Raw genomic sequence first — 9328 nt, 5'->3', positions numbered from 1 at the left:
GCCGGTACCGGCAAGAGCCGCCTGTTTTTCGAGTTTGCGGAGCTGTGCCGCAGCCACGATATTCCGGTCTACTCCGGGTCCGCATCTCAAGTCGGCAAAAACGCCCCACTGCAAGCCATCATGGACGTAGGGCGAAGCTTTTTCGGAATTGAGGCGAAGGACGAGGCAGATGCGGCGCGCCGCAAGATCGCCACGCGGGTGAAGGTTCTCGATCAGGCCATGACGGGATCGATCCCGCTGGTTTGTGACCTTGTCGGTTATCCGGATCCGGAAGCCCCGCCGGTGACGCTCGATCCCGAGGCGCGCCAGCGCCAACTGGTTGGCATGATGCGTCACCTCATCAAGCTGGACAGCAAGCACCGCCCGACCGTGGTGATCGTCGAAGATCTGCACTGGATCGACGATGCCAGTGCCAGCGTCCTTGAACAATTGGTTGATGGCCGTGATGGGCTTCATAGTCTTCTGTTGCTCAATTACAGGCCTGAGTTTCGTGCAACCTGGATGCAGAACAGCAATTGCCGCCAGATCACGCTTTCACCGCTGGCCGATGCGGCGGTCGGTGGACTGCTTGATGATTTGCTCGGCGATGATCCCAGTTTGGGCGTACTTGCCGCACCGATTGCCGAACTGACCAAGGGGAATCCCTATTTTGTAGAGGAAATCGTCCAGACCCTTGCTGAAACCGGCAAGATCGAAGGAACGCGCGGCGCTTATCGCCTCGCGGGTGCGTTCGAGCGGCTCGAAGTGCCGCCGACGGTCAAGGCAGTTGTTGCGGCGCGCATCGATCGTCTGCCTGAAGCTGCGCGCAGGGTGCTGCAAATTGCCGCAGTGGTCGGCATGGTCTTTCCTGAACCGTTGGTTTCGGAAGTGGCGGACTTGCCATCGACTGCACTTGGCGAGGTGTTTGGCCAATTGCGCCGCAACGAGTTTCTGTTTGAACAGTCAGCTTTTCCGGTTGCGGAATATGCGTTCAAGCATCCACTGACCCTGGAAATGGCTTCTGCCAGCCTGATCAAGGCGGACCGCCGTGACATTCATCGCCGCGTCGCGGTCGCGCTCGAAGCGCAGGAGGCGCACCGGCTGGAAGAAGTGGCGGCAACACTGGCGCGGCACTGGGAAGAGGCGGGCGAGGATATGGCTGCTGCGCGCTGTCACCGCGATGCCGCGCTGCGCGTTGTTCGCACCGATTTTCAGGCATCGGTTTGGCATTGGCAACGGGTCAGGGCCCTGTCGCGCGACAAGCTGGCCGAACCGGCAGACTTCGAAATGGCCTTCGCCGCCTATATCAATCTGCTCAATTTCAACTACCGCGCCGGCAAGCCCGATCTGGACGTAGCCAACGAAGTGCTGGCCGAAGGCGATGCGCTTGCTGCCGCGATCGGCCAGGAACAGATGCGCCTTGTGCTGGCGCTTTGCCATTCGCGCAACCTGTGCGCGGCAGGCGACGCGACCGGATATGCCGCCCTGGCCGAGCGGAATCTGGGCGCTGCATTTGAGCCTGGGATGGAGGATTTGCGGGCGTTGGCAATGGTTCTTTACCTCGATTCACTGGGCCACACCGGTCAAAACCAGCGCGGGCTGGACGAATCAAACCGGGCGTTGGAGCTTTGGCCTGAACCGCTTTCCCGCGAATACTGGCAAAGCGGGATCGATCCGCACACATTCTTCCGCTTCATGAATGGTATTTTCCTGAGCTGGTCCGGCCACCTTCCGGAATCGATCGAGATGTTTCAGTCAGCCGTCGATCTGGCGCATATTGAAGGAACGCCTGAACTGATTGGCTGGGCCGAATACGGACTTACCCAAGCCTACGAATGGGCCGGTGAACCTGAAAGCGCCAAGGTTCATGCCGGCAGGCTCAGCGTTGTGGCCGAAACGCTGGGCTCGCAGCTGCTGGTGCTCTACGATCACTTCTCGCACGCCATCATGCATCGCGCTTTCCGCCAAGGCGACGATGCTGTCGCTGCGGCGCAGCGGGCTCTGGCAATGACAGAGAAAACAGAAATGCAGTGGACGGGCGCGGCGCAATCGCAGCTGGCCTGGTGCCTGCTGATCGCAGAGCGACTGGACGAAGCGGAGGAGATGGCCCGCGCCGCGATCACCAGTTGCGCCGCCTCGGGGACCAAGCACTTCAAGACAGTCAGTCACGCGGCTCTGGCGCTTGTTCTGCATGCGCGCCGCGGCGATGCAGCACGGATCGAAATTGAGCGGGAACTGGATCAGGTCGACGCGCTGATCGCAAGCGGATCGGCAATGGTGTTTTCACGATTTATGCCAACGTGGCGTGAAAGGCTGCTTGGTCAGTAGCTGCGCGGCAGGCCCAGTACGTGTTCGGCAAGATATGACAGGATCAAATTGGTGCTGATCGGCGCCACTGTGTAAAGCCGCGCCTCGCGAAACTTACGTTCGACATCGTATTCCTCGGCAAAGCCAAATCCGCCGTGGGTCTGCACACACATGTCGGCAGCGGCCCAGCTGGCTTCGCTGGCGAGCAGTTTGGCCATGTTGGCTTCTGCGCCCGGATTGCCGCCCTGATCGAAGACGTGCGCGGCGTGATGCACCATCAGCTCCGCCGCACGCATCTGCGCATAGCAGCGCGCGATCGGAAACTGGACGCCCTGGTTCTGGCCTATGGGACGGGCAAAGACGCTGCGATCCTTGGCATAGTCGGTTGCCTTGCTGATGAACCACTTGGCATCGCCAACGCATTCCGCTGCAATCAGGATACGTTCGGCATTCATGCCCGACAGGATGTAGCGAAAGCCTTTCCCTTCTTCGCCGATCAGGCTGGTGACTGGGATCCGCATGTCATCGAAGAACACCTCGGTAGTCGAATGATTCATCATCGTGCGGATCGGCTTGATCGACAATCCCTTGCCTAGCGCTTCGCGCATGTCGACCAGGAAGATCGACAGTCCTTCGGTCTTGGCCGTGACCTGATCGCGCGGGGTCGTGCGGGCCAAGAGCAGCATCAGGTCGGAATGTTCGGCCCGGCTGGTCCAGATCTTCTGGCCGTTGATGACATAGTGATCCCCGTCGCGCACCGCCACCGTACGCAGCGACAGCGTATCGGTGCCGCTAGCAGGCTCTGACACACCAAAGGCCTGAAGACGCAGCGATCCATCCGCGATGCCTGGCAGATAGGCTGTCTTCTGCGCCTCGCTGCCATAGCGCAGGAGCGTATTCATGATGTACATCTGCGCGTGAGCGCTGGCGCCGTTGCATCCGGCGGCCTGGATTTCTTCCATGATCACCGCAGCCGCATCCAGCTTCAAACCCGATCCGCCGTAAGCTTCAGGAATCAGCGCAGCAAGAAATCCCGCCTTGGTCAGGGCATCGACGAACTCTGCCGGATAGGCCCGCTCCCGGTCCTTTTCACGCCAGTACGTGCCCGGATAGTCCGCGCACAATGCCCGCACCGCTCGGCGTATTTCGGCGATGTCTTCGCTTTCAGTCATTGAGGTCCGCTACGCCGGGATCTGGTTGAACGGAATGCCTTTGTCAGGGCGGTGATCCTGCGGCAGGCCCAGCACCTTTTCCGCAATGGTGTTGAGCAGCACTTCGTCCGAACCGCCGGCAATGCGGCCCGTCGGCGCGTTGAGCCAGCTCGTCCCCCAATCAGTCTTGACGTAGGCGTGGGGATCGAAGGCAAAGCTGTCGTTACCTTTGAGGTCCATCGCCAGTTCGGACAATTTTTGCCGGCTGCGCACCGCGACCAGTTTTTGCAGTGAGCCTTCGGGGCCCGGCTGCATCCCCGCCTGCATCATCAGGAACGCGCGCTTGGTGATTGAATCGAGCCCGGCGCGCATGGCGTGGTTGCGGGCGATGGCCGAGCGAATGCGCCCGTCCTCTATTGCAGGTTTTCCGTTAATTTCGGTCTCGTTCGCCAGTTTGACGAACTGATCGAGGTGCGGGCCAAAGCCGGCGCTGTCGGTGGCAATGTAACGCTCGATCATCAGCGTATGCAGCGCCACACCAAACCCGCCGCCAACCGCGCCCAGGCGCTGTTCGTCCTCAAGCCGGACGTCGTCAAAGAACACCTCGTTCACATGACTGTCGCCCCCGGCCAGCTTGATCGGGCGCACTTCCACGCCCTTGGCCTTCATATCGATCCAGAAGTAAGTCAGGCCCTTGTGCTTTTCGACCGTGGGATCGCTGCGGGTGACAATCACGCCATAATCGCAATATTGCGCCCAGCTGGTCCAGATCTTCTGGCCGTTCATTTTCCAGCCATTGCCATCCGGCTCCACCCGCGTGCGCAGCGCCGCAAGATCGGACCCGCCCGAAGGTTCGGAGAACATCTGGCACCAGATTTCTTCGCCGCGCAGGGCTTTGCGCACGCGCTCCTTCACGAAGTCCTTGTCCTCGCAATAGGCGATCAGGATCGGCACCGGCATGCCCAGCGAAATGCCGAAGAACTGGACCGGCATGCCGCGTTCCATCTCTTCGGCATCAAAGGCAATCTTGTGCATGTTGGACAACCCCTGCCCGCCAACGTCAGGCGACCAGTTGATCCCGCCAAACCCGGCGTCATAGCGCGCTGCCATATATTCCCGGCCAAGCGCCAAATCCTGCTCGACCGTGTTGCCGGCGCGCGCGGTACGCGCATATTTGGGCACCATGCTGTCCAGAAAAGCGATGGCATTGCTGCGAAACGTTGCAAGGTCGGTCATGCCGCTTCTCCGGTAAGTTGATTGACCAGCAGGTCTTCCCAGAACAGCAGGTTGCCCTGTTCTGCCGCCAGGCTGCGCGCGCGTCGCATGTGGAGGTGAAGACCCAGTTCCCAAGTCACGCCGATCCCGCCGTGAACCTGCATGCAATCGCGGGCGTTGGTATCGTAGGCCTCGGTTGCCGATATTCGCGCGTCGGCAGCGGCGATCAGAAAACCGGGCTGGCCTTCGCTGGCGGCTGCATGGATGCAGTTGGCACGCGCGATTTCAACCAGCCCGTACATTTCAGCGATCCGGTGCTTGATCGACTGAAACGCACCGATCGGCTGACCGAATGCCTTGCGCGTCACTGCATATTCACGCGCTATGTGCAGCAAAGCTTCGGCGCCGCCGACCTGCTCGTGTGCGGTGACCACCGCCATACGGGCCAGCACGTCACGCGCCATGGCCAAAGCCGCATCGCCTTCGGCAACGATGCTGGACGGTGCATCGGCAAAAATCAGATCGGCATGAAGGCGCGTGTTATCGTAGCTGCTGATGGCGCTGCGCCGTACGCTTGCCAAATCCGCCAGAGCCAGCACCGGTCCGTTCGGGCCGCTGGACCAGACCAGCGCGACGTGGGCCTTGGCGCCGCCAACCACGGCGTGCTTCGTCCCGGACAGCTTGCCATCTGCAAATGAGACAGCAGGTGCGGCGGGCAAGATTGTATTGCCCTCGGCAAAAGCGATCGCCGCAGTCACCTCGCCTGCCGCAAGTCGTGGAAGCCACGCGGTCTGCAGATCGACGTTCGCACTGCTCAACAATGCTGACGACAGACCGTAACCCGACGTGAGAAACGGAGCGCCTGAAGTTGCCGCGCCAGCAGCCTGGGCGACGAGCCCCAGTTCCACCAGGCCCAGCCCCAGACCGCCAAACGCTTCAGGGACGGCCAGCGCAGTCCATCCTTGCTCAACCGCCGTATCCCAGAATGGCTGATCAGCCTCTCCCACCTGCTCAAGCAATCTGAGCAAGCGGGCCTTTTCCATCCGCGCATCCAGTACACGGCGCGATTCGGTGGCGATGGCTTGCTGGCCTTCGTCGTAAAGCATCGACATGGGTGATTCTCTCCCTTTGATCCGATGGTTTAACCGTTCGATTAAGAATCGCAATCGTACATCTATGGGCAGTGTGTTGACCTTCGCTGCTGCCGTGGCATGGTAACCCATTGCCAGACGAAACCGATCGGCGATGGAGGGGACAGATTTATGAAAGCACAGCTGCTGTGCACCGCGATGCTTTGCGCGGCGCTTTCGCTCACCGGGTGCGACAAGGTCAGCCAGGCGATGGCCGGCCAGAAGGCGGCTGCCGATATACCGGAAAGCGCGTACCCCGAGCGCGTGCTGTGGGGCGATCTGCACCTTCATACCGCCAATTCGGTCGATGCCTTCGGTTTTGGCAACCGCCTTGGTCCCGAAGATGCACTGCGCTTTGCCCGCGGCGAAGAAGTAACCAGTTCCACCGGCATAAAAGCCAAGCTGGCTCGTGCACTCGACTTTGTAGTCATCACCGACCATGCCGAGGGGATGGGATCGACCATGGCGCTGTATAACGCGCCGCGGATCATGGTCCGCGATCCGCAGGTCTTGCGCTGGTACGATATGATGCACGAAGGGCCCGATCAATCGGTCCAGGCTATGGCAGAAATACTTCAGGCGCGGGCCAAAGGCACCCTGCCCCCGATGTTCCGTGATCCCGCGGCATCGGCCAAGCGCACGCACAATGTCTGGAACACCCACCTCGACACGGTTGAGCGCTATAACGATCCGGGCAAGTTCACGGCGATGATGGGGTTTGAATACACACTGATGCAGGGGGGCAACAACCTGCACCGCAATGTGATTTTCCGCGACGGTAAGGACCGGGTCGGTCAGATTGATCCGCTGGACCCGACAAACGAGGCGACACCCGACAAGCTGTGGGACTACATGGACGCCTATCAGGCCCGGACCGGCGGCAAGGTCCTGGCGATCCCGCACAATTCCAACGTTTCGAACGGTCTGATGTTCATGATGAGCGACGGAGCGGGCAAGACAATGACCGCAGCCTGGGCCAAGCGCCGCGCCGACCATGAACCCGTGGTAGAAGTGACCCAGATCAAGGGGGACAGCGAAGCCCACCCGTTCCTGTCGCCTAATGACGAGTTTGCAGGCTTTGGCACAAACGGCTGGGACATCGGCAACCTCATGCTGACCGAGGCAAAGAAACCCGAAATGTATGCTTCGGAATATGTACGCGAGGCACTCAAACGCGGCTTGGCGCTGGAACAGAAGCTGGGCAACAATCCCTACAAGTTCGGCCTGATCGGATCGACGGACAGCCACACATCGTTGTCGACCGGTGACGAGAACAACTTCTTTGGCAAGCATACCGGGAATGAACCAAGCGCAAGACGCGCAATGGCCACGCAGAGCCTTGGCACCACGCTGGGCCGGTTTGGCTGGCAATATCTGGCGGGAGGATATGCCGGGGTCTGGGCCAAGGCCAATACCCGCGCCGCAATCTGGGATGCACTGGCAAGGCGCGAGGTTTACGCCACGACCGGCCCGCGCATGACCGTGCGGTTTTTTGGCGGAGCGGATTTCAAGATAGATGATCTGAAGGGCGATTGGGTCAAGACCGGCTATGCCCGCGGCGTGCCGATGGGCGGAAACCTGACGGTCGGCACCGGGGCCAGACCCAGCTTCATCGTCTCTGCACTCAAGGATCCTGACGGCGCAAATCTGGACCGTGTGCAAGTGGTGAAAGGCTGGGTCGATAGCGCGGGCGCACTGCACGAAAAGGTCTTCGACGTAGTGTGGAGCGACATGGCCAGACGCAAACAGGCGCAAGGCAAGGTTCCTGCCGTGGGCGACACGGTAGATGTCGCCAAGGCCAGCTACACCAATACAATAGGCGCACCCGTACTGGGAACGGTCTGGACCGACCCCGAATTCAATCCCGCCTATCGCGCCTTTTACTATGTCCGGGTGCTGGAAATTCCGACACCCACCTGGCCAGCCTATGACGCACTGCGCTTCAAGATCCAGCTTGGCCCGGACGTAGTCACCAAAGCGCAGGAACGAGCCTACAGCTCGCCGATCTGGTACACTCCTGCTTCTGCGAAACCCGCTGCGGCATGACCTTGCGTGATCGTGCGGCAGCATGGCTGCACGAACCTCTTGTCCATTTCCTGCTGGCAGGCGCGGTCGTTTATGCGATGCTGTCAGGCCGCGCGCCTGATCTTGGCGAAAGGCGCATCCTGGTTGATCAGGCCGCGGTATCGCAGCTTGCGGCACGCTGGACGCAGTCGTTTCGCCGCGCGCCTTCCCCGGGCGAGCTTGATGGACTGATTGCCGACTATGTCCGCGATCAGGCCTATTACCGCGAGGCGCTGCGGCTTGGCCTCGACAAGGATGACGAGGTCGTGGTCAAGCGGATGCGCAACAAGATGCTGGCCCTGGCGGCTAGCGAGGCTGAAGCTGCCAGCCCCAGCGATATCCAGCTGCAGGAACTGATCGATAAGAATCCGGCGCGCTATGCGGCGGAAACGCGGTTCAGTTTTGATCAGGTCTATGTCGGTGCCGATAGTCCTAAAAGCCGTGACAAGGCGCGGATGGCCCTGGCTAAGCTGCGCGGCGGTTCACGCAGTGAAGACGTCAGCCAGCCTGTGCCGATACCGCTGCATTTTGCCGGCGAACCTGCCAGCACCGTGGCCAGCATGCTTGGCGACAGCTTCGTTGCATCGCTGCGGGACTTGCCAACGGGTCAATGGAGCGGTCCCGTCCTGTCGGGTGTGGGGCTTCACCTGGTCAGGGTTTCGGCGCGCACTGCTGCCGCCAAACCGCGCCTGGAAGACGTCCGTCAGGCCGTGGAAAACGACTGGCGAGCGAACACAGCGCGCCGCGCTGAAGACGCAGCATACCGCCGCATCCTGGAGGGATACGACGTGGTAATCGAAATGCCCAAGTGACACTGCGCCTGGCCCTTGTCTGCGTCCTCGCCTGGCTGACAATCATTCCGGTTGCCCGCGCCGATGAATTGCGCCCCGGTTACTTGGAACTGACCCAGACCGATGCAAGCCATTGGCGGATGATCTGGAAAGCGCCTGTATTAGGCGGCCTTGCCACGCAAACCCGTCCCGCCCTGCCTGCGTTCTGCAACATCGGCCCGGCTCAGTCACGACTTGATGGAACAGCCCTGGTAGCACGCATGACGGTGACCTGCTCACAGCCCCTGGACGGCGCGACAGTTGGCATTGCCGGTATGGACGCGGCATTTACCGACGCATTGCTGCGTGTGGCACCGCTTGGCCGCCCGGTTCAAGCAGAGCGCCTGACTTCTGCGCGCCCGGCTGTAACGATCGCTGCAGTGCCGGACCGCTGGCAAGTGGCCAGAACCTATCTCAATCTGGGCATCGACCACATTCTTACCGGCTACGATCATTTGCTGTTCGTGATCGCGCTGGTGCTGCTGCTGGGCCGCATCGGGGCGGTGGTGCGCGCAGCGACTGCGTTTACCCTGGCGCATTCCATAACGCTTGCGGGGACCAGCCTGGGTCTGTTCGGGCTGGCCCAAGCCCCGGTCGAGGCACTGATCGCACTGTCAATCGTGTTCCTGGCTGTAGAGATCGCCAAGCAAAA

General features: G+C 61.0%; 7 protein-coding genes. 4 read left to right on the top strand and 3 right to left on the bottom strand.

The genetic code is table 11. The annotated features are described in order from the left end of the window. The coding region (locus tag Q0L62_RS12640) for an AAA family ATPase (protein WP_296680391.1) at positions 1–2307 on the top strand (2307 nt) is incomplete at its 5' end. Here the strand turns inward: Q0L62_RS12640 and Q0L62_RS12635 are convergent. From Q0L62_RS12635 to Q0L62_RS12625, 3 genes are read right to left on the bottom strand one after another with little or no spacing between them, the layout of a single operon-like run. Then, the gene (locus Q0L62_RS12635) at positions 2301–3458 is read right to left on the bottom strand and encodes an acyl-CoA dehydrogenase family protein (protein WP_296680388.1); all 1158 of its coding nucleotides are present in this window, start codon (positions 3456–3458) and stop codon (positions 2301–2303) included. The two genes, Q0L62_RS12640 and Q0L62_RS12635, sit on opposite strands and share 7 nt — an antisense overlap. 9 nt (positions 3459–3467) lie before the next feature. Beyond that, a complete protein-coding gene (locus Q0L62_RS12630; RefSeq protein WP_296680384.1) occupies positions 3468–4673 on the bottom strand; it encodes an acyl-CoA dehydrogenase family protein in 1206 nt (401 codons plus the stop codon). Beyond that, the gene (locus Q0L62_RS12625; RefSeq protein WP_296680381.1) at positions 4670–5764 is read right to left on the bottom strand and encodes an acyl-CoA dehydrogenase family protein; all 1095 of its coding nucleotides are present in this window, start codon (positions 5762–5764) and stop codon (positions 4670–4672) included. Before Q0L62_RS12625 ends, Q0L62_RS12630 begins: the two co-directional genes overlap by 4 nt. A gap of 150 nt (positions 5765–5914) precedes the next feature. Here Q0L62_RS12625 and Q0L62_RS12620 point away from each other — a divergent pair, with 150 nt between their 5' ends. The 3 genes from Q0L62_RS12620 to Q0L62_RS12610 all read left to right on the top strand — a co-directional run. Next, positions 5915–7828: a DUF3604 domain-containing protein gene (locus Q0L62_RS12620; protein ID WP_296680378.1), complete on the top strand. Its 1914-nt coding sequence runs from the start codon at positions 5915–5917 to the stop codon at positions 7826–7828. Beyond that, positions 7825–8658: a peptidylprolyl isomerase gene (locus Q0L62_RS12615; protein ID WP_296680376.1), complete on the top strand. Its 834-nt coding sequence runs from the start codon at positions 7825–7827 to the stop codon at positions 8656–8658. The genes Q0L62_RS12620 and Q0L62_RS12615 overlap by 4 nt, the downstream gene beginning before the upstream one ends. Then, positions 8655–9328: HupE/UreJ family protein (locus tag Q0L62_RS12610; RefSeq protein WP_296680373.1), on the top strand; the 674-nt coding region annotated here is incomplete at its 3' end. The genes Q0L62_RS12615 and Q0L62_RS12610, both read left to right, overlap by 4 nt.

The sequence above is a fragment of the Novosphingobium sp. genome, assembly GCF_024642085.1.
In the GTDB taxonomy this organism is placed as follows: Bacteria; Pseudomonadota; Alphaproteobacteria; order Sphingomonadales; family Sphingomonadaceae; genus Novosphingobium.
Note: the sequence above shows the minus strand (reverse complement) of the source record. Positions and strands in the feature narration are given on the sequence as shown.